Raw genomic sequence first — 26559 nt, 5'->3', positions numbered from 1 at the left:
GTTAGCGCACGCCCGTGGAGCCGAAGCCGCCGGCGCCGCGGGTGGTTTCGCTGGTTTCCGTCGTCTCGCGCACGGCGACTTGCGTGACTGGCGCAATCACCATCTGCGCGATGCGCATGCCGCGCTCGATGACGAAGGGCTCTTCACCGAGATTGGCAAGCAGCACCTTCACCTCGCCGCGATAATCGCTGTCCACGGTGCCCGGCGTGTTGAGGCAGGTGATGCCGTGCTTGAAGGCGAGGCCGGAGCGGGGGCGGATCTGCCCCTCGTAGCCGTGCGGGATTTCGAAGATAAAACCGGTCGGCACGAGCGCGCGTTTTCCCGGTGCCAGCGTCAGCGGCGTATCCATGGCCACGCCGGCGCGCAGGTCCATGCCGGCGGCACCCGATGTCTCATAGGCGGGAAGCTCGATGCCCTCACCATGCGGCAGGCGGACGAGCGAAAGGGTGGGCTGGGTGGGGGCGTGCGCGTTCATGCGCCCATAAGCCGGCCACCGCACAATCCCGTCAATTGCATCTTCCGGGCGGAGCCTGTAAAGACCGCGGCAACTCACAGGATATTGCAGAAAATGGCCGAAACCCTTGCCGAGGCGGTCTCCCGCCGCCGCACCTTCGCGATCATCGCGCACCCGGACGCCGGTAAAACCACCCTCACCGAAAAGCTGCTTCTGTTCGGCGGCGCCATCCAGCTCGCCGGTGAAGTGAAGGCGAAGAAGGACCGCATCCAGACCCGCTCGGACTGGATGAAGATCGAACGCGAACGCGGCATCTCGGTCGTGACCTCCGTGATGACCTTCGAATATGACGGCAACGTCTTCAACATTCTCGACACCCCCGGCCACGAGGACTTCGCGGACGACACCTACCGCACGTTGACGGCGGTGGATGCGGCGGTCATGGTCATCGACGCCGCCAAGGGTATCGAGCCGCGGACGTTGAAACTGTTCGAGGTCTGCCGCCTGCGCGACATCCCGATCATCACCTTCGTCAACAAGATGGACCGCGAGAGCCGCGACCCGTTCGAGATTTTGGACGAGGTGGAAGAGAAGCTGGCGCTCGATACCGCGCCGATCACCTGGCCCGTCGGCCGGTCGAAGTCGTTCTGCGGCTCCTATCATCTCGCCGACCGCACCTTCCGTGGCTCGGATACGCAGGTGCAGCCGACGAAGATCGACGATGCGACGGTGGTGGCGAAAAACCTGCCGGAAAACGAACGCACCGCATTCATCGAGGAGCTGGAGCTGGCCCGCGAGGCCTGCCGGCCGTTCGACCGCGAGGCTTTCCTCGAAGGTCACCTGACGCCGGTCTTCTTCGGCTCGGCGCTGCGTAATTTCGGCGTTCGCGATCTGATCAACGCGCTCGGCGCCGTCGCACCGCCGCCGCGCGACCAGGTGGCGGATGTGCGCAAGGTCCATGCGTCCGAGGACAAGATGACGGCCTTCGTCTTCAAGATCCAGGCGAACATGGACCCGAACCACCGCGACCGCATCGCCTTTGCCCGTGTCTGCTCCGGCATGCTGGAGCGCGGCATGAAGGTGCGCCTCGCCCGCACCGGCAAGCAGATCGGCCTGTCCGCGCCGCAGTTCTTCTTCGCCTCGCAGCGCCAGCTCGCCGATACGGCCTATGCCGGCGACGTGGTGGGCATCCCGAACCACGGCACGCTCCGCATCGGCGACACGTTGACGGAAGGCGAGGCGCTGGTCTTTGAAGGCGTGCCGAACTTCGCGCCGGAAATTCTGCGCCGCGTGCGGCTGGAAGACGCGATGAAGGCGAAGAAGCTGAAGGAAGCGCTCCAGCAGATGGCGGAAGAGGGCGTCGTGCAGCTCTTCTCGCCGGAAGATGGTTCGCCCGCCATCGTCGGCGTCGTCGGCGCGCTGCAGCTCGACGTCTTGAAGGAGCGGCTCCAGGGGGAATACGGCCTGCCGGTCTCCTTCGAAATGTCGCGCTTCTCCGTCTGCCGCTGGATTTCGTCGGATAGCGCGGCCGAACTCGAGAAGTTCGTCACCCAGCGCCGGGGCGATATCGCCCGCGACCTCGATGGCGACCCGGTGTTCCTGGCGCAGGATTCCTTCTCGCTGCGCTACGAGTCGGAGCGCTATCCGGCCATCAAGATGGTCGCCATCAAGGAGTATCACGTCACCAAGGCGTGATCGGATCGCGCACCTGTCACTTTCGGCGTGACAGGTGCCACATCATTTGCGAAAACCGCCCCGAGACGGGGGCGTCCGCGCAAGCGGGCTGAGAAGCACCCTTTGAACCTGAACCGGATCATGCCGGCGGAGGGAGTCGAACGGGTGCCGGCTTGCTGCCGCCCGTTGGCCGCCTCCGTCGCAGGGAGGCGAGATGGCCGACACGATTGCAAACATTCTCTCGATCGCAGGGTCCGACCCTTCGGGCGGCGCCGGCATCCAGGCCGACCTCAAGACCTTTGCGGCCCGCGGCACCTATGGCATGGCTGTTCTGACCGCGCTGACGGCGCAGAACACGCAAGGGGTCTCCGGCGTGCATCTCGTGCCGCCGGCCTTCGTCGCGGCGCAGGTCGCGGATGTGTTCAGCGATGTGCGCGTCGATGCCGTGAAGATCGGCATGATCGCCTCGGCGGAGATCGCGGAAGCTGTTGCCAACAGCCTGTCGTCGCGCCGCGGCCTGCCGGTCGTGCTCGATCCGGTGATGGTCGCCAAGGGCGGTGCGTCGCTGCTGGCACGGGAGGCGGTGGAAGCGCTCACGCGCCGGCTGCTGCCGCGCGCCACCGTGCTGACCCCCAACCTGCCGGAAGCCGCCGCCCTCTTGGGCGAAGCCGAGGCGACCGACCGGGCGGGCATGGAGGACCAAGCGAAGCGGCTCCTCGCGCTCGGGCCAAAGGCAGTGCTGCTCAAGGGCGGGCACCTGCCGGGAACCGAAAGCCCGGATGTGCTGGCAACGCCAGACCGGCTGCACTGGTTCGAGGGCGTGCGCGTGCTCACGCGCAACACCCACGGCACCGGCTGCTCGCTGTCGAGCGCGATTGCCGCGGAGCTCGGCAAGGGGCGCACGCTTGCCGATGCCGCGGCGGTGGCGAAGAGTTTCATCGCCGGCGCGGTGCGCACGTCCGATGCGCTCTCCGTCGGCTCCGGCCACGGACCACTGCACCATTTCCACGCGCTCTGGAACTAGCGATCCGCCAGCGCCAGCCGCAAGCCCATCAGGCCGAGGGCGGCGGCGAAGCTGCGCTGCGTCCAGACCATGATCCTTGGCCGGCTCAGCACCTGCTGGCGCAGCCCTGCGGCAAGCGCGCCATAGAGGGCGAAGACGAGGAAGGTCAGCAGCATGAAGACGCCGCCGAGATAGAGCATCTGCGCCGTGGCGTCGGGCGCCTCCGCCGGCACGAATTGCGGCAGGAAGGCGAGGAAGAACAGCGAGAGTTTCGGGTTGAAGATATTGGTGAGGATGCCCTTGCGAACGATGCGAAGCGCCTTTTCGGCGGGCGCCTGGTCCGGCCCGAAATCCAGCGCGTTGCTGTCCTTCAGCATGCTCCAGGCGATGAACAGCAGGTAGGCGACACCGACATAACGCAGCACCTCGAAGGCGAGCGCGCTCGCATGCAGCACCGCGGCCAGGCCGACGACGGAGGCGACGATGTGCGGGATGATGCCGAGCGTGCAGCCGAAGGCGGCAAGCAGGCCGGCGCGAAAGCCGCCGCTGATGCCGAGCGCCAGCGTATAGATCACGCCGGTGCCCGGCAGGAGGATGACGACGAGCGAGGTGATGAGGAATTCTGTGGTCATGTCCGGTTTCCATGCGGCTAGAGCATTTCCAGCCGAAGCGGCATCGCTTCGGCGTCGGATAATGCGCCAGAGGCGGCAGGGAACACCGGAAGGCAGGCCGTGGTCTTGAACGAAATTGCAGTCAGCCGCGCGCAGCGAGATAGGCGCCCGGCGTATAGCCGTAGCGGCGCGTGAAATTGCGCGTCATGTGGCTCTGGTCGGCAAAACCCGCGTCGATGGCGGCCTCGGCGAGCGAGGTGCCCGTCGCGATCAGCCGCCGCGCGCGCTCGGTCCTGCGCTGGAGCAGATAGGCATGCGGCGTCAGGCCCGTGCTGCGGGCGAAATCGCGCACCAGCCGGAAGCGGCCGAGCCCGCAATCCGCCGCAAGATCGTCCAGCGTGACGGCGGCGGCTGGGTCTTCGTCCAGCCGGCTGCGGGCTTGCGCAATGGCCGATGAGGCGATGGTTTCCCGCTGCGGCACCCGCTCCTGCAAGGCGGCGGCGAGCAACAGGAGGAGGCGTTCGTCCCGGGCGAGGGCAGCGGCACGCTTGTCGAGCAGGGAGGCGAGCAGCGCCGAAACGAGCCCGGCAATGCGGCCGTCCTCCAGCACCGGCGCGTAAAATTCCTCGCGCGGCCGGCCCTCGAAAATATGCTCCGCCGCAGCTGCAACGATCGCCGGCTGCATGTAGAGCATGCGCCAGGCGCGCGGGGCATCGCCCAGCGGCGCGCCGTCATGCACCTCGCCGGGGTTGACGGTGATGGTGTTGCCGGCTTCGGCCTCGACCATGCCGCGCCCGCTTGCCGATTTCTGCGCGCCGCGTTCGACCACGCCGATGCCGTAGGTCTCATGCGTGTGGCGCGCAAAACTCAGGCGGCTGTCGGCGATGACGGCCTCGATGCCGTCGATGCCCGTCCTGAAGATCTGGAAGCGCTCGGCTGCCATGATCAATCCCGCAGCACGCCGGGAAGGGCGGCCGTCTCGCCGAACCAGTCGGTGGCGGAGGTGCACCAGATCTGGCGCACCGGTTTCAGGCCGGCGCGCTGGTTGATGCTGCCCCAGCGGATGCCCCAGGTCTCGGCCGCTTCGCCCGTTCCGGTCGAAAAGAGCGGCGTGCCGCATTCCGGGCAGAAATAGAGCAGGCGCTTGCGGCCGCTTTCGGCGCTCTTGGTGTAGAGTTTCGGCGGGTTTGCGGTGAGGCGCAGGGCGTCGCGCGGCACGCTGGCGGTGACGCGATAGGGCGAGCCGGTCAGCCTCTGGCAATCCGTGCAATGACAGATCGCCACCTTGTCCGGGTCGATCTCGGCCTCATAGGTCACGAAGCCGCAATGGCACTGCCCGTCGATTTTCATGCTGCATCCTTCTCTCATCGGAAAGGATAGGCCGCGATGCCGCAGCGTCAACCGCAAGGGCATCCTGTTCCGCAAGAAACTGCCAACCTCGCGCCCTGTCATCAGAATGACACGCATGGTTTCGGCCCGTTTACATTCGTTAACGCATTTTTACCCATTTGCGTTGAAAATCAGGGCAGTGCCATGGTTAATGCGTCTGGTCAAACGCCGGTTCGTCGCCGGTCTTCGAAAGCGAGAATAGCCTCATGTGCCGTTGGGCAGCCTATCGCGGAGAACCGCTGTACCTCGAGGAACTGGTGTCCTCGCCCGCCCACTCGCTGATCGAACAATCCCATTGCGCCACCCGCGCCAAGACGGCGACCAATGGCGACGGTTTCGGCATCGCCTGGTATGGCGAGCGCCCGGAGCCCGGCCGCTACCGCGATATCCTGCCCGCCTGGTCCGATTGCAACCTGCGCAGCATCGCCCGCCAGGTGCGCTCGCCGCTGTTCCTCGCCCATGTGCGCGCCGCCACCGGCGGCGGCACGCGGCGCGACAATTGCCATCCCTTCGTCAACGGCATCTGGTCCTTCATGCACAATGGCCAGATCGCCGATTTCGAGCACCTGCGCCGGCCGCTCGAAACCATGCTCGACAACGATCTCTACAATGCCCGCACGGGCTCGACGGATTCGGAGCTGCTCTTCCTGCTCGCCCTGCAATTCGGCTTGGCGCGCGACCCGCTCGGCGCCATGGCCGAGACGATCGCCTTCGTCGAGCGGCTGGCCGCCCATCTGGAGCGCCGCGTGCTCGTGCGCTTCACGGCCGCCTTCACCGATGGCGACCAGCTCTATGCCGTGCGCTACGCGACGGACTACGCGGCCCCCACGCTCTACGCCGCCCCGATGGGCGCGACCGGCGGCTACTGCCTTGTCTCCGAGCCGCTGAACGACGACACGGAAGCCTGGGTGGAAATTCCGGACGGTAGCGCTGTGGTGCTGGGCGAAAACGGCGTCGACGTGCGCATCTTCTCGCCCGCCGGTCGTCCGGCAAGCGGCATGGACACCAAGCTCGCCCTCGTCAGGTAAGCTTTTCGGCAATCCAGTCGGCCAGGCGGCCGGCGACGTCTTCCTTGGAAAGCTCCGGCCATTCCTCGATGCCGGCGGCGGTGATCAGCTTCACGCTGTTGCGCGTGCCGCCCATGATGCCGGTTTCCGGCGAAACGTCATTGGCGACGATGAGGTCGGCGCCCTTCTTCTGAAGTTTCACCCGGCCATTGTTCTCGACGTCCTGCGTCTCCGCAGCAAAGCCGACGACGACTTTCGGCCGTTTCGCGTGGTGGCCGACGGTCTTCAGGATATCCGGGTTTTCCGTGAGCATCAGCGGCGGCGGGCCTTCGCCTGGCTGCTTCTTGATCTTTTCCGCATTCGGCGTCGCCACCCGCCAGTCGGCAACGGCCGCGACCATCACCGCGATATCCGCCGGCAGTGCGGTCAGCACCGCCTGCAACATGTCGTCCGCCCGCTCCACCTTGACGACCGTGACGCCCGTTGGATCGGGCAGCGTGACGGGGCCGGAGACGAGCGTCACCTTTGCACCCAGCCGGGCGAGCGCTGCGGCAATGGCATGACCCTGCCGGCCGGAGGAGCGGTTGGCGATGTAGCGCACCGGGTCGATCGGCTCATGGGTCGGGCCGGAGGTGACGATGGCGGTGCGGCCGGCGAGCGGCTTCTTGCCGCCGTCGAACAGGGCTTCCACCGCCGCAACGATTTCCAGCGGCTCCGCCATGCGGCCGAAACCGGCCTCGCCGCCTTCCGCCATCTCACCGGCATTGGGGCCGATGAAGGACAGACCGTCCTTGCGCAGCGTCTCGACATTGCGCCGGGTTGCCGGATGCGCCCACATTTTCGGATTCATGGCGGGCGCCAGCAGCACCGGGCGATCGGTGGCGAGCAGCACGGTGGAGGCGAGGTCGTCGGCAAGGCCGTTCGCCATCTTGGCCATCAGGTCGGCCGTGGCGGGGGCGATCACGATGAGGTCGCAATCGCGCGCCAGCCGGATATGCCCGACATCCTGCTCGTCCTCCCGCGAAAAGAGGTCGGTATAGACATGGCCAGCCGAAAGCGCGCCGACGGCGAGCGGCGTCACGAATTCGCGCGCGCCTGATGTCATGACCGGGCGAACCTCCGCGCCGCGCTCGCGCAGGCGGCGGATCAGGTCGAGGCTCTTGTAGGCGGCGATGCCGCCGGAGATGACGAGGAGGATGCGTTTTCCTGCAAGCGGCATGGCGGGTCCCGGGCTTTTAAAGCGCACGACCATCCCCGGCGAGGACGGTCACCCCGTCCTACCCCGTTGCAGCAGCATTTCCAAGTCTGCCCCGGCGGCGGATCCCCCCGGATACCGCCTCACCACGTCAAGAGACGTGGCTTACCTCGCCAAGAGACGCGGCTTAATGGCAGACCTTCACCTTCTTGATGACGAGATTGCCGTAGTAGTCGTACTTCTTGATTTTCTTCCAGAAGCACTTCGGCTTGTGGCCGTAATAGTGCGTCACGGGTTCGACGAGGCTTATCGACCGCAGGCCTGCTGCATCCGGCATGATGCCGGCGAGCGACGGTGCGGCGAAAGCGCCGAAGGAAAAGACTGCGATGGCTGCGGATAGAATGATATTGCGCATGGGACGTTCCCCTCTGGCCCTTGGAGAATTCGGTCTGCTCTGCACTGCGCCGTTTATTCCGGCTTTTCTAAATTACCATCTTAACGGCAGGAGGTGAACTGCCTGCAACGGGCCAAGACGGGGTGGTTTTCGATTTCATGCGCCTTCGTCGGGAATGTTCAGCACATGGCCGCAGGCCTTGCAGTGCACGGCATCCGCTTCATGGCGCGAGAGGCCGCATTCAGGGCAGGGAAAGGTCACTTTGAATGGCCGGAAGATCGCCTGCGCGAGGCGCACGAAGAGCGAAATACCGATGATCATCGTGACGATGGAGGTGAGCTTGCCGAGCGTGCCGGGCAGCACGATATCGCCGAAACCGGTCGTCGTGACGGTCGCGACCGAGAAATAGAGTGCGTCGACGAAGCCCTCGAAGCCATCCGCGCCGTAGAAGAAGTTGCTGTAGACGAAGCCGGTGACGAGGAAGAGGAAGACGAGGAAGTTCACGCAGGCCTGGATGATATCTTCCAGGTCGCCATAGCCGAAGCGGCGCAGCAGCAGTGTCACGAGCTTGCTCTGGCTGATCGCCCAGATGCGCAGCACGCGCAGGAAGGCGAAATTGTGCAGCTGGCCCGGAAAGAGCAACGTGCCGAGCACGATGATGTCCACCCAGGTCATCGGGCGCATCGCAAAATAGCGCAGGTTCGGCGCGATCAGCGCCCGCGCGGCGAGTTCGAAGGCGATGACCAGGGCAATGGCATAGTCGACGATGATATAGGCTGGCCCGGTGCGGAGATAGGGACCCGCGATGAAGAAGCAGAGGATCGCGATATCGATCAGCAGCATCGCGACCTGGAAGCGGATCGCCTCCCGGTCCCGCCCGAAATAGAGCCCGCGCAACTGCCGGCGCGCCCGTTCGAGAAAGGGTTGCGGTGGGGTCACGCTCAGCGGTTCATCGGCCATGACCGAAAGACTAGCGCCGGCCCCGCCCCGGTCAAGCGGGAGAGATCAGAACCGCGCCTTCATCGTGGCAAGGAAGGTGCGGCCGGGGGCGGGCGTATCGAAGGCCATGTCGATATCGGTATCGAAGGCATTGAGCAGCTGGAGGGCGACTTCGAGATGGCCGCTCTCGGATTTCCAGGTCACGGCGGCGTCCGTCGTCGAGTAGCTGTCGAGATCAAACAGGTGGAGATTCCCTGCTTCGTCCCTGATCTGACCGCCGAGCCTTTCCCCGACGAATGTCTGTGCGACGCTCAGCGTGAACCGCGAGGGGTGGACATAGGTGAAGCCCACCTGGCCGACATAGTCGGGCACCAGCGGCAGCGTGGTGTCGCTGCCGATCCCCGGCGTCGTGTCCTTGTTCTCGTTCCAGGTGAAGGAGCCGAAAATTCCAAGGCCGTTGCCGACCCAGTAGTTCGCGCTGAGGCTGATCCTGTCGATTTCGCCTTGGCTGGTCTCGAACCAGTTGAAGAAGCCGGGAATGCCGATCGAAACGCTGTCGAAGTGGAGGTTCTGGTATTCGAGCGAGGTGAAGAACCGCTCGCTCCATTCCGCATCCCATCGCACGGCCGCGGTGCGCGCCTGCCCCTGGTAGAAGGATGGCAGTTGCAGCGGCACGAGCCCCACGGTCGAGACCGGAGAGAGGGTCTGCGTCACGGGATATTGCGTATCCCGCCGGTAATAGGCGCGCAGCCAATGGTTTTCGACAGGCGCCCAGGCAATGCCGATGCGGGGATCCACCGTTTCGAAGACGCCGCTGGCGGAATCGAACCACGAATAATAGGCACCGCCCTGCGCTTGCAGGTCGGGAGAAAAATCATAGGTGGCATCGGCGTAGAGGCGGGCCGCCTTGCCGTCGGATGCATAGTCGTCCCGGCGGAAGATCTCGCCGTTGGTCAGGTCGGTAAAGATCTGGGCGGTGCGTGACTTGTAGTCGACCGCCTCCGCGCCATAGCGCACGGTGAGCGATCCGATGCCGAAGAGATGGCTGAGGCCAAAACTCTTCGTGTCGCCGCGTGAGGGGGTTTCGACACTATAGGGACCGACCTCGTCGGCCGTTTCGAAATAGTCGGACGTGTTGGAATGCTCGAACATGCCGAAGGCCTGTATGACGTTCTTGTCCGAGATCGTATGGCTCCAGGCCCCGCCGAGCATCGTGTTTCTGCCGGTGCTTTGGTCTGCCGGCGTGGGAGAGAAGAGGGGGCCGGGATAGCCCGTCACGGAACGTGAAGAGCTTCCGAACAGGTAGATATTGTCGACGAGGGTCGGCCGCAGGCCCAGTTCGAAGACCCCGCCCTCGAAATCGTTCGTGTCGTTGTCGCGCTCGCCCTCCGGTCGGGCGATCTGGCCCTGGAGATTGTAGCTCAGCGGAATGGCGCCGTAGCTGGTGCCCTTGACGTTGATGTCGCCGTTCCAGCCCAGTTCCGCGCTTTCGGAGGAAAGACCGGCGGTCAGGGCCGTCTCGATGAAGCTGCGGCGTTCGAGGGAGTTGACGCGTTCCTCGGCGGCGACGGCCAAAGGGTCGAGCATCAGGCTTTGCAGGTTCGTCGGCAGGTAGATCGAGCCCGCAGGATAGCGGGACAACCCCAGCGGCGGAACGCTGATGAAGGGGCTGAGCTGGCCCGCCCTTTGCTCGTCGTCATAGCTTGTCGCGATGAACGGGTCGAAGGCGCGGTCCTTGTAATATTGGCTCCACTCATTGAGGCCGAGATTGTCGAGGGTCGAGCCCAGCACCGACGAAACCTGCCGGTTGGCATCATAACCGGTGTAATACCCGCCGCGGGCGTGGCGGCGGCGGAGCGCTTCGCGGGCGTTGAGGATGGCGTCGTCGGCGCGGAACTCCTCGACGGCGATGCCGGCGCGCATCAGCGAGACGCTCGGATTGTCGCGGTCGAAGCGATCGGCATTGTCGAGTGCCTGTGCGGCCTCTTCTGTCGCCCCGCTTTGAAAGTTGGCGATCGCAAGGCCGATCAGCGCGTCGCCGGCGGTCGGGTTGACGGCGGCGGCCTCCTGCAGGGTCTTTTCGCCCTCGGCCGTCTTGCCCATGCGCAGGAGGTAGCGGCCCTTGGCGGCGAGCACGGCATAGGAGGTCGGGTCGAGAGCCTCGCCGGCATCGATCGCCCGCTTTGCGGCGGCCATCTGGTCGTGATCCATCAGGAAGCGCGCATGGTTGGCATGCAGCACGGCATTTTCCGGGTTGAGGCCGATCGCGCGCCGGTGCGCCGCATCCGCCTCGACGATGGCGTTGCGGTCGCTCTGGATGATGCCGATCTCGTTCCAGACCGCGTCGTCGCCCGGCGCGGCCTCCACGGCCTGCGTCAGATCGGCCAGCGCGCCGTCGAGATCGCTTGAAACGGTGGCGCGGAAGCGGGCGCTGACCAGCAGGTGGGACGGGTCGCTCGGATCGAGCGACCGGGCGCGCGCCAGCGCCTCGCGCACCTCGTCGCGCCGATCGAGTTCATAGGCGAGGCTGGCGCGCATCGCCGGCAGGCTGGCCTCTTCGGGAAACCGCCGTTCGGCATTTTTCAGGATCTCGATCGCCTCGACCTGGCCCTGCATATGGGCGACGACGGTCGCCTGCGCGATCGCCTCGCCGATGGTTGCCGGCGTGCGGTTCAGCGAAGGGGTCTTCACCCGGGCGTCCGGGTCTTTCAGCGAGATCGCGATCCATTCGCCGTAGCGCGCCATGGTGCGCCGCTCGCCGGAAAGCTGCGGCAGGGCCTTGCGGAAGAGCCGGATTGCTTCGTCATACTGCGTGGCCTGGCCGGCGATCATCGCCTCGACCAGCGTTGCACGGGCCTCTAGTGCTGCCGGCAGCGGGCGCGGCAGGTGCGCGAGGGCGGCGGCTGCCGCTGCCCGTCCGTCATAGGCGAGCGCGGTTTCCGCGAGCTTCAGCCAGTCCTCGCGGCTGCGGCCGGCTTCGGGCCTGGCGAGAATGCCGAGCCGCTCGCCGCGCGCGTCACGCGTTCCCTCGCCGCTGATCGGCAGGCCGTTGAAGACGCCGCGGATTTCGCCATAGAGCAGGACCTGCTCGCGCTCTTCCAGATTGACGAGGATATATTTGCGCGGCGCCTGGCCGATCGTGGAGACGGCGCCTTCGCCCTGGCCGACGGTCACTGTGCCTTGCGCGTTGGAAAGCTCGACCGTGCCTTCGAGCACCGTCAGTACCGTGCGGTCGCCCTCGGCGCGCAGCGTCCAGTCGGTCCCGCGAATGGCGGCGGCGGCTGCCGGCGTGTCAACCGTCAGGCCGGTGCCGCCGCGTTCCGCGCGGCCCCAGATCGTGCCGCCTTCGAGGTTGAGTTCGCTGTCGGAGGTGCTGCCGATCTTGCGCACGCGCAGGATCGTCTCGCGCGCCATGCGCACCAGCGTGTTGTCGGAAAAACGGATGGCAAGGCTGCCGACGGCATTGGTGCGCAGCGTATCGCCGGCAATGAGGTCCTGGTTGACCTCGACGCCGCGCCACGCCTCGATGTCGACGAAACGAACCTCCTCGCCGGATTTCCGGTCGACGACGGCACCGTCCGCCACGGAGCCGCGCGGAAAAACCTCGGCGGACGCCGGCAAAAAGCTTCCAACGATCGCAAGGGCGCTCACGCCCAGCTGCAACGCACGCATGTGATCTGGTTTCGTCCACCCTCGGAGGCGACGATATGGATGCAATTTCCCGGTGTTGTCAACGCGAAGGAGGCAACCGGATCAGCCGAGTTTCCAGGCGATGTAGACGAGCGTGGCGGCGATGACCCAGAGCGCCAGCCGGCCGGATCGGCTGTGGCGGGCCTCGGAACGGCCGATCGCCTCGGCGGTTTCCGCATCGAAACGCAGGCCTTTTTCGGTCATGGCCGTGAGTTCCTGCGAGAATTTCTCCGCCTTGGCGGCGATTTCCGGTGCAGCCTCGGCAAGTCGAAGGGCGGCATGGGCGCCGTCGCGCAGGTCCGTCAGGAGGCGTTTCGGCCCCAAATTGTCCCGGATCCAGTCGCCGACGACACCCTCGGAGGCCTTCCACATGTTGAAGCGCGGATTGAGCGTGCGCGACACGCCCTCCACCACCACCATTGTCTTTTGCAGCATGACGAGCTCGGTGCGGGTCTCCATGTCGAAGAGTTCCGTCACCTCGAAGAGCAGCGTCAGGAGCTTCGCCATCGAGATCGTCTCGGCTGGTTGCCCGTGGATCGGCTCGCCGATGGCGCGGATCGCCTGGGCGAAGCTCGCCGTGTCATGGTGCGAGGGCACGTAGCCCGCTTCGAAATGCACGTTGGCGACGCGCTGGTAGTCGCGGGTGATGAAGCCGTAGAGGATCTCGGCGAGGAAGCGGCGTTCCTTCTTGCCGAGCCGTCCGACGATGCCCATGTCGACCGCGACGATGACGCCTTGCGGGTCGACGAAGAGATTGCCCTGGTGCATGTCGGCGTGGAAGAAGCCGTCGCGCAGCGTGTGACGCAGGAACGACTGGATCAGCGTATCGGCGAGCTTGTTCAGGTCGTGGCCGGCGGCGCGCAGGCCATCCACATCCGACATCTTGATGCCGTCGATCCACTCCATGGTGACGACGTCGCGGCCGGTGCGCTCCCAGTCGACGGTCGGCACGCGGAAGCCGGGATCGTCGCCGGTGTTCTCGCCGAGTTCGGAGAGTGCTGCCGCCTCCAGCCGAAGGTCCATCTCGATCTTTGTCGTCTGCTCCAGCGTGCGCGTCACCTCGATGGGCTTCAGCCGGCGCGTGTTGGGCAGGATCGTTTCCTGAAGGTGCGCGGCCGCGTACATCGCTTCGAGATCATGCGCAAAACGCTGGCGCACGCCGGGGCGGATGACCTTTACGGCGACACGGCGCTCGCCGTTCGCATCGCGCACCGTCGCGGGATGGACCTGCGCGATGGAGGCGGCGGCGATCGGGTCGTCGAAACTGACATAGAGGTCGTCGAGCTTGCGGCCGAGCGAGCCTTCGACCGTGGCCACGGCGGCAACGCGCGGAAAGGTCGCCATGCGGTCCTGCAGCGCCGAAAGGTCAACGGCGATCTCGGCGCCGACGACGTCCGGACGGGTCGCCAGGAACTGGCCCATCTTCACATAGGAGGGGCCGAGGCGCTCGATGGCGCGGGCAAGGCGATCGCCGCGCTCTTCCTTCGTCGCCTTGCGGCGGGCGAGCAGGCCAGCAAAGGCGTGCGCCGTGCGCGCAAGCGGCGGCATGTCCTCCGTCGGCAGCGCCGAGACGACACCCTCGCGCACGAGGACCCAGCCCACGCGGGCGAGGCGAAGATAGGCGCCGAAAACGCTCATGCGGGAAGGCTATTCTTGGAAGAGACCGGGTTCATGCTCAGAGCTTCCAGCCCGAATGCAGCGCGGCGATACCGCCGGTATAATTGGTGAAACTGACGCGGGAGAAGCCCGCCGTGCGGATCATCGTCGCAAAGTCCTGCTGGTTCGGGAACTTGCGGATCGATTCCACGAGATACTGATAGGGCTCCGCCTCGCCGGTGATCATCTTGCCGAATTGCGGGATCGCCTTGAACGACCAGGTCTCGTAGAATTTGTCGAGCAGCGGCATCTCCACCTCCGAGAATTCCAGCACGAGCAGCCGCCCGCCACGCTTCAGCACGCGGTAGGCTTCCGACAGCGCCACGTCGATGCGCGGCACGTTGCGGATGCCGAAGGCGATCGTATAGGCGTCGAAGCTGCCGCTTTCGAAGGGCAGTTCCTCGGCATTGGCTTCCACGAAATCGAGATTGGCGGAAAGTCCCTTCTTCGCCGCGCGGTCGGCGCCGACGCCCAGCATTGAGCCGTTGATGTCGAGCACGGTCGCGTGCGCGAGGCGGTCGGAGGCTTCCACGATGCGGAACGCGATGTCGCCCGTGCCGCCGGCAACGTCGAGCACTTTGTAAGAGGAATTCTTGCGCGGGTTCAGGCTCGCGATCATCGCGTCCTTCCAGGCCCGGTGCAGGCCGGCGGACATGACGTCGTTCATGATGTCGTAGCGCTTGGCGACCTTGTGGAAGACGTCGTTGACCAGCGCCTGCTTTTCACCTTCGGCCACCTGGCGGAAGCCGTAGGAGGTTTCCATGCCGCCGTCCGCGGATGTGCGCTGTTCCGTCATCGTCGTCTCCATGGGCGGTCTGTCGCAGCCGAATTGCCGCAAAGACCATAGCGAATTGGCAAGGGCCGCGCTATCTGAACACCGCGTCCGCCGCTTTGCCGGGTATATAGGACATAGATTGCCGAGAGGGAAATGCCGGGCCGCGGCAAATGCGCTCAAGGTTAAGTCGAAGGAGACAGATATGCCGGAATTGCCGGAAGTGGAAACGGTGAGGCGCGGTCTAGCGCCCGTCATGGAAGGGGCACTGATCCGCCAGGCGGAACTGCGCCGTCCGGATCTGCGCTTTCCCTTCCCGCCGGCCTTTTCCGAGGCGCTGAAGGATCGCCGCGTCGTCTCGCTCGGCCGGCGTGCCAAATATCTGCTGATCGACCTTGACGGCGGCGACGTGGTGATCGCCCATCTCGGCATGTCCGGCTCGTTCCGGGTGGAGGGGCCGGCGCTGGAGACGGACGCGCCCGGCGATTTCCACATGCCGCGCAGCAAGGATGTGCGCCACGACCACGTCGTCTTCCATCTGGAAACGCCGGAGGGCGAGCGACGCGTCGTCTACAACGACCCGCGCCGTTTCGGCTTCATGGACCTCGCCCGCCGGGAAAACCTTTCCGCCCATGCCTTCTTCCGCGATCTCGGCGCCGAGCCGACCGGCAACACGCTGGACGCCGATTATATCGCGGCAAAATTCCGCGGCCGCCAGACGCCGCTGAAGGCGGCGCTGCTCGACCAGAAGAACATTGCCGGCCTCGGCAATATCTATGTCTGCGAGGCGCTGTGGCGCGCGCATCTTTCGCCGGAGCGGCTCGCCGGTTCGCTGGTGACGGCGGCGGGCAAGCCGAAGAAGGAACTCGTCGTGCTGACGCAGGCGATCCGCGAGGTGATCGCCGATGCGATCGCGGCCGGCGGTTCCACCCTGCGCGACCATATCCGTGCCGATGGCTCGCTCGGTTACTTCCAGCATTCCTTCTCCGTTTACGACCGCGAGAAGGAGCCTTGCCGCACCCCCGGCTGCACAGGCACTATCGGCCGCATCGTGCAGAGCGGCCGGTCGACCTTCCACTGCGCGGCCTGCCAGAAATAAAGCAACGCCAGGAAAAGTGTGCAGCGGTTTTCCGTCCGGCGTTGCGCGACAGAAATAAATCATAATACAATAAGAGGAGAGAGACATGGCTTACGAAACCCTGCTGGTGGAGACGCGCGGGCGCGTCGGCCTCATCACGCTCAACCGGCCGCAGGCGCTGAACGCGCTGAACAGCCAGTTGCTCGGCGAGCTGAAGGGCGTGCTCGCCGGCTTCGAGGCGGATGAAGGCATCGGCGCGATCGTCATCACCGGCTCGGAAAAGGCCTTCGCCGCCGGCGCGGACATCAAGGAAATGCAGCCCTACGGCTTTGCGGAGGCCGTGCTGGCCGATCTCGCCGCCGGCTGGGACGATGTGGCCGGTTGCCGCAAGCCGATGATCGCTGCCGTCAGCGGCTTCGCGCTCGGCGGCGGCTGCGAGCTCGCCATGATGTGCGACTTCATCATCGCCTCGGAGACGGCAAAGTTCGGCCAGCCGGAAATCACGCTTGCCGTCATTCCCGGCATGGGTGGCACGCAGCGGCTGACGCGCGCGATCGGCAAGGCGAAGGCGATGGACCTCTGCCTGACGGGCCGGCTGATGGATGCCGCGGAAGCCGAACGCTCCGGCCTGGTCGCCCGCGTGGTGGCGCCGGAGAAGCTTCTGGAGGAGGCGCTCGCCGCTGCGGAAAAGATCGCCAGCTTCTCGCTGCCCTCGGTCATGATCGCCAAGGAGGCCGTCAGCCGCGCCTATGAGACGGTGCTGTCGGAAGGCATGCGCGCGGAGCGCCGGCTGTTCCACGCGCTCTTCGCAACGGAGGACCAGAAGGAGGGCATGGCGGCCTTCATGGAGAAGCGCAAGCCGGCGTTCAAGCACCGCTGATCGGGCGATCCGGCGTTTCTTGCAGAATCCGCGTTGACGTCTTCGCGGTTTCCAGCTATACGCCGCCCACAGTTTGGAAAGCCGAATTCTGAGGTTTTCCGATATTGCTCCCGAATTGCTTTGATGACAGGTCGCAGTGACCCGGCACGGCGAGGGCGGAGTTTGTGTCAGATTTCTGAAGAGAGGCATAGATGGCCAATACAACCTCGGCAAAGAAGGCGACCCGCAAGATCGCCGCGCGCACCGCAGTCAACAAGTCGCGCCGCTCGCGCGTCCGCAACTTCATCCGCAAGGTCGAGGAGGCAATCGCCTCCGGTGACCAGGTTCAGGCCGCCGCCGCCCTCAAGGCAGCCCAGCCGGAACTGATGCGCGCCGCGACCCGCGGGGTGCTCCATTCCAACACAGCATCCCGCAAGGTTTCGCGTCTGGCGAGCCGCGTAAAGACGATGTCGGCCTGATCGACCCGTCGAGCTATGCAATATTAGAAAAAGCCCGGTGCTTGCACCGGGCTTTTTCTTTGGTTTTTCGACCCTGCTATGGTTAATGTGCAAGGCTCGATCTTGTCAAAACAGTGACGAAAAAATTCCTTTAAATTCAGTTACTTGCGGGAGGTTGGGTGGTCTTACTCCCCCTTTCGTTGCGGGAGTTTGACAGCAATTTGAGTCAAGCGAATTTTTATTTTTTTCGTTTTCCAGCCCTTCCGAAAACAACCCGAAAACAAAGCCATTGATTCCTAACAGATTCTCCACGGGAAAGCTGATTCCGAGTCAGGAAGCCCTCTGCGAGTCAACGCCCGCCCCTTAATTTTGCGTAAAATTCGTGATTGATCTTGCTACCTGATCCTGCCTAAATGCTTTCCACAGGGGGCACGGAAACAAGCCTGAAAATGATCGCCGACAAGACTGTCTCACAAGGCAGCGGTGGTTGTTTGTTCCCTGTGACGGAGCGGCTCCGCTTCGTAAAATCATCAAACCGGCAACGCTTGCCCCAGGTGCCCCTGGCACTCTGGCAGTGAGTATTTGCGACTATTGATTGTGCCGGTTGCAGCTGTGAGGACGGCTGCCGATGAGGAGGGCATGCCCGCTGGACGCTCTACGAGGGGGCGCACGGCGAGGCCACAGACGGGAACGCGGGATCGGGTATGACACCGGATCGTGCCGACCTGAATTGTGTTTGGGAAACAGGATTGTGCCGGAGCAGGGGGCCGGTTCAATCGGGGCACCAGATCCCGGACCGGGCGATTGGCTCGGCACGGCCGGGAGATGGCAAACATGAAAGGCGCCGGCAGGAATGCCGACGTGGCGAATTGAGCATGAAAGGCGGCAAGATGCAGGTGAATACGGCCACCAGAACAGCTGGTGCATTCGCAAACGGGGAAAATGCACTAAAGGCGCTCCCACCAGAAGGGGTGCAGGCGGCGGGGGTTCCATCCGATATGAAGCAGGACGCGATTTTCGAACGGGTCAGTGCGCGCCTCAAAGCGCAGGTTGGTCCGGACGTCTTCGCGAGCTGGTTCGGCCGGTTGAAGATCCATTCCGTTTCCAAGAGCGTGGTGCGCCTTTCGGTGCCGACGACGTTCCTGAAGTCGTGGATCAACAATCGTTATCTCGATCTCATCACCAGCCTGTTCCAGCAGGAGGATGCCGAAATCCTCAAGGTGGAGATCCTGGTGCGCACCGCGACCCGTGGCGTTCGCCCGGGTTCCGTCGATGAGGCCATTGCCGTCGAGCCCGCGCCGCAGGTACAGTCGTCGCGCCGTCCGGCCGGTGGCCCGCAGCCTGTCGCCAGTGCGGCCGCTTCCGTTGCCGCCGCGGCCCAGCCGCGCCAGCATTCCGGTCCGCTCTTCGGCTCGCCGCTCGACCAGCGTTATACGTTCGATGCCTTCGTCGAGGGCACCTCGAACCGCGTCGCCCTTGCCGCAGCCCGCACGATCGCGGAAGCCGGCGCCGGTGCCGTGCGCTTCAACCCGCTCTTCGTGCATTCGAGCGTCGGCCTCGGCAAGACGCACCTTCTCCAGGCGATCGCGCTCGGCGCGCTGTCCAGCGCCCGCAATCCGCGCGTCGTCTACCTGACGGCCGAATATTTCATGTGGCGCTTCGCGACTGCCATCCGCGACAACGACGCGCTGTCGCTGAAGGAAACGCTGCGCAACATCGATCTCCTGATCATCGACGACATGCAGTTCCTGCAGGGCAATTCGATCCAGAACGAGTTCTGCCACCTGCTCAACATGCTGCTCGATTCCGCCAAGCAGGTCGTGGTGGCTGCCGACCGCGCGCCCTGGGAGTTGGAATCGCTCGATCCGCGGGTTCGCTCGCGTCTTCAGGGCGGCGTCGCCATCGAAATGGAAGCGCCGGATTACGAAATGCGCCTGGAAATCCTCAAGCGCCGCCTTGCGGCCGCCCAGCAGGAAGACCAGTCGCTCGATATTCCGGTCGAGATCCTCAGCCACGTCGCGCGCAACATCACGGCCAGCGGCCGCGAGCTGGAAGGCGCCTTCAACCAGCTGCTCTTCCGTCGCTCCTTCGAGCCGAACCTGACGATCGAGCGCGTCGACGAACTGCTCGGCCATCTTGTCGCCGCCGGCGAACCGCGCCGCGTGCGCATCGAGGACATCCAGCGCGTGGTGGCGAAACACTACAATGTCTCGCGCCAGGAACTGGTCTCGAACCGCCGCACGCGCGTCATCGTCAAGCCGCGCCAGATCGCCATGTATCTGTCCAAGACGCTGACGCCGCGCTCCTTCCCGGAGATCGGCCGCCGCTTCGGCGGTCGCGACCACACGACCGTGCTGCACGCCGTGCGCAAGATCGAGGAACTGATCTCGGGTGACACCAAGCTCAGCCACGAGATCGAGCTCCTGAAGCGCCTGATCAACGAATAGGGCGTTCTTCACGCCCCTTCGACATCTCTGAACGCTGTGCCGTCCTCCGGGTCGCGCACGGCGTTCTGCTTTTGGCAGAACGGATGAGACCGCCGGCATGGACCTGCTCGTCACCTATATGGAACTTTGCACGCCGCCAGCGGACCGGCCGGCGCTACCGGCCCCAGGCGCTAATCTGGAAGTCCGCGCAGAGCGCCTTTCGCTAGAGGACTATCTGTCGCTCTATCGCGCTATCGGCGATCCGTTGACCTGGGACCAGCGCCTGCGCATGCCGCAGGATGCCTTGGCGCAACTCCTGTCCGCCCCATCGACGATCATCTTCGTGCTGCGCGAGGAGGGGCAACCAGTCGGCCTCTGCGAATTCGACGCCGCCAACGAGCAGGACATCGAACTCGTGCATTTCGGCCTCTTTCCGGCGGCCTATGGCCGGCGGCTCGGCCCATTCCTGCTGGATACGGCGCTCAAGGCGGCGTGGCGGAAGGTGACGCGGCGTATCTGGCTGCACACCGATACGAACGACCATGCGAAGGCGCAGGCCACCTATGCGCGGGCGGGCTTCACGCCCTACCTGCAACAGATGGAAACCTTTCCGGATTGACGCCGCGCGTCAGCTTCCGCGCACGGCCCGTGCCTCGTCGGTCAGCCATTGGCGCAGCGCCGTGACGGCCGGCCGGTCGAGCGCGCCCGGCGGATAGACGATGTAATAGGCAAGCCCCGTCGACACGCCGCGCGAGAAGGGCGCGACCAGCCGCCGCTCCTGGATTTCCCGGGCCACCAGCGAAAGCCGCACCAGCGCCACCCCGTCGCCCGCCTTGGCCGCCTCGATCGCGCCATTGCTGTCGGTGAAGACGGGGCCGCGCATCGCGTCGATGCCGGTGACCCCCATCGCCTCCAGCCAGAGCCGCCAGTCCTGCCGGTGCACGTCGTGGATCAATATATGGTTGGCGAGATCGGCGGGCTCGTCGAGCGGCAGGGTTTCGCGCAGCGCAGGCGCGATGACGGGCACGAGGTTGTCGTCGAGCAGCCGTTCGCTGACGAGGCCCTCGTAACGGCCGAACCCGTGCCGGATCGCGATATCGACCCCGTCGCGCACGAAATCGACCAGGCGGTTCGAGGCGCTGATGCGGATGTCGAGACCGGGAAATCGTTCTTCGAAATGCGGCAGCCGCGGCACGAGCCATTGGGCGGCGAAGGTCGGCGTACAGCTGATCGAGAGCGTCGCCGGACGCGCGCGGGCGAGAAGCTCGTCAGTCGCCTCGCGCATCAGCCGGAAGGCCGAGCGCATCGCCTTGAAATAACCCTCACCATCCTCCGTCAGCGAAAGCCGCCGCGGCCGCCGCTCGAAGAGCTGCACGCCGAGCGCTTGTTCGAGGTCGCGGATCTGCAGGCTCACGGCGCCGGGCGTCACGTTGAGCTCGCCGGCGGCAAGCGTCACGCTCAGGTGGCGCGCTGCCGCCTCGAAGGCGCGCAGGCCGGACAGGGAGGGAAGACGGCCGCTCATGGTTTAGTTTTCCTCGCTGAATTGTCGAAATATGATCGTTTGTACCAAAGGGAAATAACCGGAATGATAGCGCAACTGCCGAGTTCTTGCACTCGGTCCCATCGTTCGGTTTAGAAAAAATCCCGTAGGAGGCCGCCATGGCTAGCCATCAAATGTCCGCCCGCGAATGGGCCTTGCTCATCGCCCTGTCGCTGCTCTGGGGCGGCTCGTTCCTGTTCAACGGCATCCTCGTGCGCGAACTGCCGACGCTCACCATCGTCGCGCTGCGCGTGGCGCTTGCGGCAATAGCGCTCTGGACGATCGTGCGGCTCTCCGGCCATGCCATTCCGAAGAGCCGTGAAGTCTGGCTCGCCTTTCTCGGCATGGGCGTGCTCAACAACATCATCCCTTTTTCGCTGATCGTCTGGGGCCAGACGCATATTGCGAGCGGCCTCGCCTCGATCCTCAACGCCACGACCCCGCTCTTCGCGGTGATCGCCGCCCATCTGCTGACGCAGGACGAGAAGATGACCGGTAGCCGGCTCATCGGCGTGCTGGTGGGTTTTGCGGGCGTGGCCCTGATGATCGGCCCCTCGGTGCTGTCCGATCTCGGCACGAACGTGCTGGCACAGCTCGCCGTGCTCGGCGGCGCCGTCTCCTATTCGATCGCCGGCATTTTCGGGCGCCGCTTCCGCCGGATGGGCCTGCCGCCGCTGCTGCCGGCCGCCGGGCAGGTCACCACCTCGGCGGCTCTGATGCTGCCGGTCGCCTTGATCGTCGACCGGCCATGGACGCTCGCCATGCCCTCGGCGGAAGCCTGGATGGCGCTGTTCGGCCTCGCCTTCCTCGCCACAGCACTCGCCTATGTCATCTTCTTCCGCATCCTCGCGACGGCGGGCGCCACGAACCTGATGCTCGTCACCTTCCTGATTCCGGTCAGCGCCATCCTGCTCGGCGCGCTGGTGCTGGGCGAGATGCTGGCGCCAAAACACTTTGCCGGCATGGCGCTGATCGCCGTCGGCCTTGCGGCGATCGACGGACGTCTCTTTCGGTTCTTCATGGAAAAGCGCCGGCCGCTCGGCTCGGATGCCGGAAGCTAGAGCGTTTCCGCTTCTCTTCGAATCGCGAAAACGCTCTAGCTCATTGTTTTTACGCAATTCCGGACGCAAAACCGCTGCGCACTTTTGCTGGAATTGCTCTGATCAGCAGGCGAGATCGGCAACGACGGCGTCGAGGATCAGCATGCCGGCCGGCGTACAGCGCAGCCGCGAATTGCCGAGCCGCTCGATGAAACCGTGTTCGATGAGGAACTGTTCGCGGTCCGGGTCCAGGTCGCGGCCGGAAAGGCTCTGCCAGCGGGCGAGGTCAACACCCTCCTTCAGGCGCAGGCCCATCAGCAGCAGCTCGTCCGACTGTGCCTCGCGCTCCAGCAATTCCTGGTCGACCATGCCGTGGCCCCCGGCCTCGACCAGGGACAGCCAGCCTTCCGGCTTGCGTTCCGTCGCGGTCGCGATCTTCGAACCGCTGGTCGTCAGGCGCCCATGCGCGCCGGGGCCAATGCCGACATAGTCGCCATAACGCCAGTAGGTGAGGTTATGGCGGCTTTCGGAGCCGGGGCGGGCATGGTTGGAGACCTCGTAGGCCGGCATGCCCTCGCGCTCGGTGATCTCCTGCGTCGCCTCGTAAAGCACGGCGGACTGTTCGCCGTCCGGCACGATAAGCTTGCCGGCCTTGTGCAGGCCGTAGAAGGGCGTGCCCTCCTCGATCGTGAGCTGGTAGAGCGAGAGATGGTCGACGGCGTAGGAGACCGCCTCCTTGAGCTCGCGGTCCCATTCCTCCACCGTCTGGTTCGGGCGGGCATAGATGAGGTCGAAAGACATGCGCGGGAAGATGTCGCGCGCCAGCCGGATCGCCTTCAGCGCATCGGCGACGTCATGCAGCCGGCCGAGGAATTTCAGATCCCGGTCGTTCAGCGCCTGCACGCCGAGCGAGACGCGGTTGACGCCGGCAGCCCGATAGCCGCGAAAACGTTCGGCCTCGACGCTCGACGGGTTGGCCTCCATGGTGATCTCGATGCCGTCAGGCACATGCCAGTGGCGGGCGATGCCGTTGAGGATCGCGTCGACCGTCTCGGGCGCCATCAGCGAGGGCGTGCCGCCGCCCATGAAGATGCTGGTGACCGTGCGTGAGCCGGTGAGGCGGCGCATCGTCGCCATTTCCGTGAGAAAAGCCTGCACGAAGCGCGGCTGGTCGACCGGCTGGTGGCGCACATGGCTGTTGAAGTCGCAATAGGGGCATTTGGCGGCACAGAACGGCCAGTGCACATAGATGCCGAAGCCGGGCTCGGCGAGGTCCGGCCCAAAGCTCTGCCTGATGTCGAGGGGCACCGCCGTCATCCCGCCTCAGGCCGTCAGGCAGGTTTCGACGAAGATCTTGAAGGCGCGGGCGCGGTGCGACAGCGCTGCCGCGTCACCCGGCTTCCAGCCATGTTTTTGCTCAGCGCTCATCTCGCCGAAGGTCGTCTCGTAACCCTCGGGCTGGAAGACCGGGTCATAACCGAAACCCTGCGTCCCGCGCGGTGGCCAGACGACCTGGCCTTCGACCTCGCCGCGGAAGAGTTCCGTATGGCCGTCCGGCCAGGCAAGGCAGAGCACGGAGACGAAACGCGCCGTGCGGTCCTTGGCTTCGCTCACGCCCTTTTCGGCCAGCGCCTTCTCCACCTTCTCCATGGCCATGGCGAAGTCGCGCGTGCCGTTCGCCGTCTCCGCCCAGTTCGCCGTGTAGACGCCTGGCGCGCCGTCGAGCGCATCGACCACGAGGCCGGAATCATCCGAAAGGGCGGGCAGGCCGGAGGCCTTGGCCGAGGCGAGGGCCTTGATTGTCGCGTTTTCCTCGAAGGTCGTGCCGGTCTCGTCCGGCTCCTCGAAGTTCAATTCGGCGGCCGACTTGGCGGAGAAGCCGAAGGGGCCGATCAGGTCCTCGATCTCGCGGATCTTTCCCGCATTGTGGCTGGCGACGACGATCGTCTTGGTGTCGAGCTTGCGCATAAGGGTCCTAAGCGATGTTCCAGAGGCCGGGCTCGGCACATTCGAGGCTGTTGCCGGCGGGGTCGCGGAAATAGATGGAGCGGGCGCCGTTCGGCCAACAGAAGTCCGCTTCGATGGTGATGCCGGCTTCTACGAGCTTTTCCACCCAGAAATCAAGCTCCGGCCCGGGAACGCGGAAGCAGACATGGCCAGGCCCCGTCGCCCCGTGCACCGGCACGGGAAAGGCATGGGCTGGTGGCGGCACGACGGTCTCCTGCGGATTGAAGATCAGCAGAACGCCGGGGCCGCAGCGGAAGAAGACGTGGCGGTTCGCCTGCCGCGTGATCTTTTCCAGCCCCAGCAGGCCGCCGTAAAAGGCTTCCGCCGCGTCGAGGTCGTCCGCGTAAAGCGCGGTTTCGAGTATCCCTTCGAGCGCGGCGGCCATGGGCAAACCTATCTCAGGCGATCGCCTGCTTCTGCATCTCGACCAGTTCGGCAATGCCGTTGCGGGCGAGCACCATCAGGGAGGAGAATTCCTCTTCCGTGAACGGCTTGCCCTCGGCGGTGCCCTGGATCTCGACGATGCCGCCGGAGCCGGTCATGACGAAGTTGGCATCCGTCTCAGCGGCGGAATCCTCGAGATAATCGAGGTCGATCACCGACTGAGCGGCGAAGATGCCGCAGGAGATCGCGGCGACATGGTCCTTCAGGACCTTCTCGACCTTGATCATGTTGCGCGCTTCCATCCACTTCAGGCAGTCGTGCAGCGCGATGAAGGCGCCGGTGATGGAGGCGGTGCGGGTGCCGCCGTCTGCCTGGATGACGTCGCAGTCGACGGTGATCTGGCGTTCGCCGAGCGCTTCGAGATCGACGATGGCGCGCAGCGACCGGCCGATGAGGCGCTGGATTTCCTGCGTGCGGCCGCCCTGCTTGCCGGCGGCGGCTTCGCGGCGCATGCGGTCGCCGGTGGCGCGCGGCAGCATGCCGTATTCGGCCGTCACCCAGCCCTTGCCGCTGTTGCGCAGCCACGGCGGCGTCTTGTCTTCCAGGCTGGCGGTGACGAGCACATGCGTGTCGCCGAACTTGACGAGACAGGAGCCTTCGGCATGTTTGGAGATGTTGCGCTCGAAGGAAACCTTGCGCATCTGATCGGTTTTTCTGCCGGACGGCCGCATTGCGAACTCCTCATTGAGATATGTGGGAAGTGCTTTAGACCAGTTCGTCAGGCGAGGGAATGCCGATGCCGCGACGCCAGGGAAAATCCGTTTTGCGCTTACCCGCGAAATCACTATATTCCAGTCGGATAACAGGGTTTGCAGCGAGAAGATGGTTTTGAATAGATCTCCGGGTCCTGAAAGTCAGGCGGCGCTCGACGAGCGTTCGGGTGAGATCTTCCGTCGCATCGTCGAAAGCTATCTGGAAAGCGGCGAGCCGCTCGGCTCGCGCAACCTGTCGCGCATCCTGCCGATGTCGCTCTCGCCCGCCTCCGTGCGCAATGTGATGAGCGACCTGGAAGAACTCGGCCTTATCTACTCGCCGCATATCAGCGCCGGGCGCCTGCCAACGCAGCTGGGTCTGCGCTTTTTCGTCGATGCCTTCATGCAGGTGGGCAATATTTCGGCGGAGGATCGCGCCTCGATCGAGCGCCATGTGCGCCCGCACGGCCAGAAACATTCGGCCGTCGAGACCCTGATGAATGAGGCGAGCCAGGCGCTGTCCGGCATGTCGCGCGGCGCGGGCCTCGTCATCACCACCAAGAACGACGCCGTGCTCAAGCATGTCGAGTTCATCCGGCTGGAGCCGACCAAGGCGCTCGTCGTGCTCGTCGGCGATCACGACCAGGTGGAAAACCGCATCATCGAGCTGCCGGCGGGCGTCACCGGCTCGCAGCTCACCGAGGCCGCCAATTTCCTCAACGCCCATCTCGCCGGCAACACGCTGGTCGAGGCGCGCGCGCAACTGGAGCGCCTGCGCGGCGAGATCAGCGTCGAGCTCGACAAGCTGTCGCAGGACCTCGTCGAGCGCGGGCTGATGGTCTGGTCCGGCGGTTTCGACGAGGGCAAGCCGACACGGCTCATCGTGCGCGGCCGGGCGAACCTGCTCGAAGGGCTTGCAGGCGCAGAAGATATCGATCGCCTGCGCATGCTCTTCGACGACCTGGAGCGCAAGGACGGTCTGATCGAGCTTCTCAACCTGGCCGAGACCGGCCCGGGCGTGCGCATCTTCATCGGCTCGGAAAACAAGCTCTTCTCGCTGTCCGGCTCCTCGCTCATCGTCGCGCCCTATCGCGACAGCGAGGAAAAGATCGTCGGCGCCGTCGGCGTCATCGGACCAACGCGGCTCAACTATTCCCGTATCGTGCCGATGGTGGACTATACGGCCCAGCTCATGTCGCGGCTTTCGCGCTGAACCCCGGCAATCCGGCCA

The 26559-nt window shown here is 65.0% G+C and carries 25 protein-coding genes and 1 riboswitch; of the genes, 10 read left to right on the top strand and 15 right to left on the bottom strand.

The window, feature by feature from the left end:
* Position 1: 1 nt before the first annotated feature.
* Positions 2–475 carry a dUTP diphosphatase gene (dut, locus tag J2Y63_RS15110; protein WP_435266749.1) on the bottom strand — a complete coding sequence of 158 codons (474 nt, stop codon included), beginning with the start codon at positions 473–475 and terminating at the stop codon, positions 2–4.
* A gap of 93 nt (positions 476–568) precedes the next feature.
* Between dut and J2Y63_RS15105 the strand changes: the two genes are divergently transcribed.
* Both J2Y63_RS15105 and thiD read left to right on the top strand, forming a co-directional pair.
* Positions 569–2149 carry a peptide chain release factor 3 gene (locus tag J2Y63_RS15105; protein WP_256118122.1) on the top strand — a complete coding sequence of 527 codons (1581 nt, stop codon included), beginning with the start codon at positions 569–571 and terminating at the stop codon, positions 2147–2149.
* A 64-nt stretch (positions 2150–2213) separates the two neighbouring features.
* Positions 2214–2287, top strand: a riboswitch (TPP riboswitch).
* 55 nt (positions 2288–2342) lie between these two features.
* Positions 2343–3152 carry a bifunctional hydroxymethylpyrimidine kinase/phosphomethylpyrimidine kinase gene (gene thiD, locus J2Y63_RS15100; RefSeq protein ID WP_435266748.1) on the top strand — a complete coding sequence of 270 codons (810 nt, stop codon included), beginning with the start codon at positions 2343–2345 and terminating at the stop codon, positions 3150–3152.
* Here thiD and J2Y63_RS15095 read toward each other — a convergent pair.
* The 3 genes from J2Y63_RS15095 to J2Y63_RS15085 all read right to left on the bottom strand — a co-directional run bounded on the left by J2Y63_RS15095 (position 3149) and on the right by J2Y63_RS15085 (position 5092).
* The gene (locus tag J2Y63_RS15095) at positions 3149–3763 is read right to left on the bottom strand and encodes a LysE family translocator (RefSeq protein WP_435266747.1); all 615 of its coding nucleotides are present in this window, start codon (positions 3761–3763) and stop codon (positions 3149–3151) included. The two genes, thiD and J2Y63_RS15095, sit on opposite strands and share 4 nt — an antisense overlap.
* Before the next feature lie 121 nt (positions 3764–3884).
* Positions 3885–4685 carry an AraC family transcriptional regulator gene (locus J2Y63_RS15090; protein WP_435266746.1) on the bottom strand — a complete coding sequence of 267 codons (801 nt, stop codon included), beginning with the start codon at positions 4683–4685 and terminating at the stop codon, positions 3885–3887.
* Positions 4686–4687: 2 nt separating this feature from the next.
* Positions 4688–5092, bottom strand: a complete 405-nt coding sequence (locus J2Y63_RS15085; RefSeq protein ID WP_256118118.1) for a GFA family protein — start codon at positions 5090–5092, stop codon at positions 4688–4690.
* Positions 5093–5337: 245 nt separating this feature from the next.
* On the opposite strand from J2Y63_RS15085, the gene J2Y63_RS15080 reads away from it, so the two are divergent.
* On the top strand, positions 5338–6159 hold the full coding sequence (locus J2Y63_RS15080) for a class II glutamine amidotransferase (RefSeq protein ID WP_256118117.1): 822 nt from the start codon (positions 5338–5340) through the stop codon (positions 6157–6159).
* Here J2Y63_RS15080 and coaBC read toward each other — a convergent pair.
* The 6 genes from coaBC to ubiE all read right to left on the bottom strand — a co-directional run bounded on the left by coaBC (position 6152) and on the right by ubiE (position 14808).
* On the bottom strand, positions 6152–7357 hold the full coding sequence (coaBC, locus tag J2Y63_RS15075) for a bifunctional phosphopantothenoylcysteine decarboxylase/phosphopantothenate--cysteine ligase CoaBC (RefSeq protein ID WP_435266745.1): 1206 nt from the start codon (positions 7355–7357) through the stop codon (positions 6152–6154). The genes J2Y63_RS15080 and coaBC overlap by 8 nt on opposite strands.
* Before the next feature lie 163 nt (positions 7358–7520).
* Entirely contained in the window at positions 7521–7748 is a 228-nt protein-coding gene (locus J2Y63_RS15070; protein WP_435266744.1) for a hypothetical protein, read from the bottom strand.
* 135 nt (positions 7749–7883) lie between these two features.
* Entirely contained in the window at positions 7884–8687 is an 804-nt protein-coding gene (locus J2Y63_RS15065; protein WP_435266743.1) for a potassium channel family protein, read from the bottom strand.
* A 45-nt stretch (positions 8688–8732) separates the two neighbouring features.
* On the bottom strand, positions 8733–12338 hold the full coding sequence (locus tag J2Y63_RS15060; protein ID WP_435266742.1) for a TonB-dependent receptor domain-containing protein: 3606 nt from the start codon (positions 12336–12338) through the stop codon (positions 8733–8735).
* 81 nt (positions 12339–12419) lie between these two features.
* Entirely contained in the window at positions 12420–13994 is a 1575-nt protein-coding gene (gene ubiB / locus J2Y63_RS15055; protein WP_435266741.1) for a 2-polyprenylphenol 6-hydroxylase, read from the bottom strand.
* A 37-nt stretch (positions 13995–14031) separates the two neighbouring features.
* Positions 14032–14808 (bottom strand): bifunctional demethylmenaquinone methyltransferase/2-methoxy-6-polyprenyl-1,4-benzoquinol methylase UbiE, encoded by a 777-nt coding sequence (gene ubiE, locus J2Y63_RS15050; RefSeq protein WP_435266740.1) that lies wholly within the window; start codon positions 14806–14808, stop codon positions 14032–14034.
* 181 nt (positions 14809–14989) lie between these two features.
* Between ubiE and mutM the strand changes: the two genes are divergently transcribed.
* From mutM to J2Y63_RS15025, 5 genes are all read left to right on the top strand, one after another.
* Positions 14990–15883, top strand: a complete 894-nt coding sequence (mutM, locus tag J2Y63_RS15045; RefSeq protein ID WP_435266739.1) for a bifunctional DNA-formamidopyrimidine glycosylase/DNA-(apurinic or apyrimidinic site) lyase — start codon at positions 14990–14992, stop codon at positions 15881–15883.
* A gap of 85 nt (positions 15884–15968) precedes the next feature.
* On the top strand, positions 15969–16742 hold the full coding sequence (locus J2Y63_RS15040; protein ID WP_435266738.1) for an enoyl-CoA hydratase: 774 nt from the start codon (positions 15969–15971) through the stop codon (positions 16740–16742).
* Positions 16743–16933: 191 nt separating this feature from the next.
* On the top strand, positions 16934–17200 hold the full coding sequence (rpsT, locus tag J2Y63_RS15035) for a 30S ribosomal protein S20 (protein ID WP_256118109.1): 267 nt from the start codon (positions 16934–16936) through the stop codon (positions 17198–17200).
* 977 nt (positions 17201–18177) lie between these two features.
* Positions 18178–19626: a chromosomal replication initiator protein DnaA gene (gene dnaA / locus J2Y63_RS15030; RefSeq protein ID WP_435266737.1), complete on the top strand. Its 1449-nt coding sequence runs from the start codon at positions 18178–18180 to the stop codon at positions 19624–19626.
* Between the two features lie 97 nt (positions 19627–19723).
* The gene (locus tag J2Y63_RS15025) at positions 19724–20224 is read left to right on the top strand and encodes a GNAT family N-acetyltransferase (protein WP_435266736.1); all 501 of its coding nucleotides are present in this window, start codon (positions 19724–19726) and stop codon (positions 20222–20224) included.
* 9 nt (positions 20225–20233) lie between these two features.
* On the opposite strand, the gene gcvA is transcribed toward J2Y63_RS15025, so the two are convergent.
* Positions 20234–21127, bottom strand: coding sequence for a transcriptional regulator GcvA (gene gcvA / locus J2Y63_RS15020; protein WP_435266735.1), 894 nt, complete (start codon positions 21125–21127; stop codon positions 20234–20236).
* A 137-nt stretch (positions 21128–21264) separates the two neighbouring features.
* On the opposite strand from gcvA, the gene J2Y63_RS15015 reads away from it, so the two are divergent.
* Positions 21265–22206, top strand: a complete 942-nt coding sequence (locus J2Y63_RS15015; RefSeq protein ID WP_435266734.1) for a DMT family transporter — start codon at positions 21265–21267, stop codon at positions 22204–22206.
* 102 nt (positions 22207–22308) lie between these two features.
* On the opposite strand, the gene hemW is transcribed toward J2Y63_RS15015, so the two are convergent.
* Genes hemW through rph form a run of 4 tightly spaced genes read right to left on the bottom strand, consistent with a single transcriptional unit; the run spans position 22309 to position 25307 of the window.
* Positions 22309–23502, bottom strand: coding sequence for a radical SAM family heme chaperone HemW (gene hemW / locus J2Y63_RS15010; RefSeq protein ID WP_435266733.1), 1194 nt, complete (start codon positions 23500–23502; stop codon positions 22309–22311).
* 6 nt (positions 23503–23508) lie between these two features.
* On the bottom strand, positions 23509–24153 hold the full coding sequence (gene rdgB, locus J2Y63_RS15005; protein WP_435266732.1) for an RdgB/HAM1 family non-canonical purine NTP pyrophosphatase: 645 nt from the start codon (positions 24151–24153) through the stop codon (positions 23509–23511).
* Between the two features lie 7 nt (positions 24154–24160).
* On the bottom strand, positions 24161–24577 hold the full coding sequence (locus J2Y63_RS15000) for a VOC family protein (RefSeq protein WP_435266731.1): 417 nt from the start codon (positions 24575–24577) through the stop codon (positions 24161–24163).
* Positions 24578–24590: 13 nt separating this feature from the next.
* On the bottom strand, positions 24591–25307 hold the full coding sequence (rph, locus tag J2Y63_RS14995; protein WP_256118101.1) for a ribonuclease PH: 717 nt from the start codon (positions 25305–25307) through the stop codon (positions 24591–24593).
* 157 nt (positions 25308–25464) lie between these two features.
* Between rph and hrcA the strand changes: the two genes are divergently transcribed.
* Complete coding sequence (gene hrcA, locus J2Y63_RS14990) at positions 25465–26541, top strand: heat-inducible transcriptional repressor HrcA (RefSeq protein WP_435266730.1); 1077 nt, start codon at positions 25465–25467, stop codon at positions 26539–26541.
* Positions 26542–26559: the final 18 nt, after the last annotated feature.

Source organism: Shinella sp. BE166 (assembly GCF_051201095.1).
In the GTDB taxonomy this organism is placed as follows: Bacteria; Pseudomonadota; Alphaproteobacteria; order Rhizobiales; family Rhizobiaceae; genus Shinella; species Shinella lacus.
Note: the sequence above shows the minus strand (reverse complement) of the source record. Positions and strands in the feature narration are given on the sequence as shown.

Coding starts and splice junctions, on each gene's coding strand:
- dut (WP_435266749.1), bottom strand. CDS start 475: ATGAACGCGCACGCCCCCACCCAGCCCACCCTTTCGCTCGTCCGCCTG.
- J2Y63_RS15105 (WP_256118122.1), top strand. CDS start 569: ATGGCCGAAACCCTTGCCGAGGCGGTCTCCCGCCGCCGCACCTTCGCG.
- thiD (WP_435266748.1), top strand. CDS start 2,343: ATGGCCGACACGATTGCAAACATTCTCTCGATCGCAGGGTCCGACCCT.
- J2Y63_RS15095 (WP_435266747.1), bottom strand. CDS start 3,763: ATGACCACAGAATTCCTCATCACCTCGCTCGTCGTCATCCTCCTGCCG.
- J2Y63_RS15090 (WP_435266746.1), bottom strand. CDS start 4,685: ATGGCAGCCGAGCGCTTCCAGATCTTCAGGACGGGCATCGACGGCATC.
- J2Y63_RS15085 (WP_256118118.1), bottom strand. CDS start 5,092: ATGAAAATCGACGGGCAGTGCCATTGCGGCTTCGTGACCTATGAGGCC.
- J2Y63_RS15080 (WP_256118117.1), top strand. CDS start 5,338: ATGTGCCGTTGGGCAGCCTATCGCGGAGAACCGCTGTACCTCGAGGAA.
- coaBC (WP_435266745.1), bottom strand. CDS start 7,357: ATGCCGCTTGCAGGAAAACGCATCCTCCTCGTCATCTCCGGCGGCATC.
- J2Y63_RS15070 (WP_435266744.1), bottom strand. CDS start 7,748: ATGCGCAATATCATTCTATCCGCAGCCATCGCAGTCTTTTCCTTCGGC.
- J2Y63_RS15065 (WP_435266743.1), bottom strand. CDS start 8,687: ATGGCCGATGAACCGCTGAGCGTGACCCCACCGCAACCCTTTCTCGAA.
- J2Y63_RS15060 (WP_435266742.1), bottom strand. CDS start 12,338: ATGCGTGCGTTGCAGCTGGGCGTGAGCGCCCTTGCGATCGTTGGAAGC.
- ubiB (WP_435266741.1), bottom strand. CDS start 13,994: ATGAGCGTTTTCGGCGCCTATCTTCGCCTCGCCCGCGTGGGCTGGGTC.
- ubiE (WP_435266740.1), bottom strand. CDS start 14,808: ATGACGGAACAGCGCACATCCGCGGACGGCGGCATGGAAACCTCCTAC.
- mutM (WP_435266739.1), top strand. CDS start 14,990: ATGCCGGAATTGCCGGAAGTGGAAACGGTGAGGCGCGGTCTAGCGCCC.
- J2Y63_RS15040 (WP_435266738.1), top strand. CDS start 15,969: ATGGCTTACGAAACCCTGCTGGTGGAGACGCGCGGGCGCGTCGGCCTC.
- rpsT (WP_256118109.1), top strand. CDS start 16,934: ATGGCCAATACAACCTCGGCAAAGAAGGCGACCCGCAAGATCGCCGCG.
- dnaA (WP_435266737.1), top strand. CDS start 18,178: ATGAAGCAGGACGCGATTTTCGAACGGGTCAGTGCGCGCCTCAAAGCG.
- J2Y63_RS15025 (WP_435266736.1), top strand. CDS start 19,724: ATGGACCTGCTCGTCACCTATATGGAACTTTGCACGCCGCCAGCGGAC.
- gcvA (WP_435266735.1), bottom strand. CDS start 21,127: ATGAGCGGCCGTCTTCCCTCCCTGTCCGGCCTGCGCGCCTTCGAGGCG.
- J2Y63_RS15015 (WP_435266734.1), top strand. CDS start 21,265: ATGGCTAGCCATCAAATGTCCGCCCGCGAATGGGCCTTGCTCATCGCC.
- hemW (WP_435266733.1), bottom strand. CDS start 23,502: ATGACGGCGGTGCCCCTCGACATCAGGCAGAGCTTTGGGCCGGACCTC.
- rdgB (WP_435266732.1), bottom strand. CDS start 24,153: ATGCGCAAGCTCGACACCAAGACGATCGTCGTCGCCAGCCACAATGCG.
- J2Y63_RS15000 (WP_435266731.1), bottom strand. CDS start 24,577: ATGGCCGCCGCGCTCGAAGGGATACTCGAAACCGCGCTTTACGCGGAC.
- rph (WP_256118101.1), bottom strand. CDS start 25,307: ATGCGGCCGTCCGGCAGAAAAACCGATCAGATGCGCAAGGTTTCCTTC.